At 76.5% G+C, this 592-nt stretch carries 1 protein-coding gene; it reads right to left on the reverse strand.

Annotated elements, in window-relative coordinates; translation table 11 throughout:
• The coding region (locus tag HO151_RS04580) for an acyltransferase domain-containing protein (protein WP_173894830.1) at nucleotides 1-592 on the reverse strand (592 nt) is incomplete at both ends.

The raw sequence follows: 592 nt of genomic DNA on the forward strand, positions 1-592 counted from the left end.
CGTCGCCCGCGATCACCACGGCGCGGGGGCCGTTGACGGCGGCCAGGGAGACGCGGTCGGCCAGGCCCTCCAGGAGGGGCAGCACCTCGTCCTCGGCGGCCTCGACGGCGACCATGGCGCCGCCGGCCGGAAGGGCGGCCATGAGCCGGCCGCGGGCGGCGACGAGGGTGCAGGCGTCCTCCAGGGAGAACACCCCGGCCACGTGGGCCGCGGCGATCTCGCCGATGGAGTGTCCGGCCACGCCGTCCGGGGTGACGCCCCAGGACTCGACGAGCCGGTACAGGGCCACTTCGAGGGCGAACAGGGCGGGCTGCGTGTAGGCGGTGTCGTGCAGGAGGGCGGCCTCGGGGGTGTCCTCGTCGGCGAACAGCACCTCGCGCAGCGGGCGGTCGAGTTCCTGGTCGAAGCGGGTGAGGACGGCGTCCAGGGCTTCGGCGAAGACCGGGTGCCGGTCGTACAGCGCGCGGCCCATGGCAGCGCGCTGGCTGCCCTGGCCGGTGAAGAGGAAGGCCAGGCGGCCGCGGGCCGGGGCGCCGGTGAGGAGGGCGCCGTCGGGGGTGCCGTCGCGCAGCGCGGTCAGTGCGCGCAGCAG

This window comes from Streptomyces sp. 8P21H-1 (assembly GCF_013302945.1).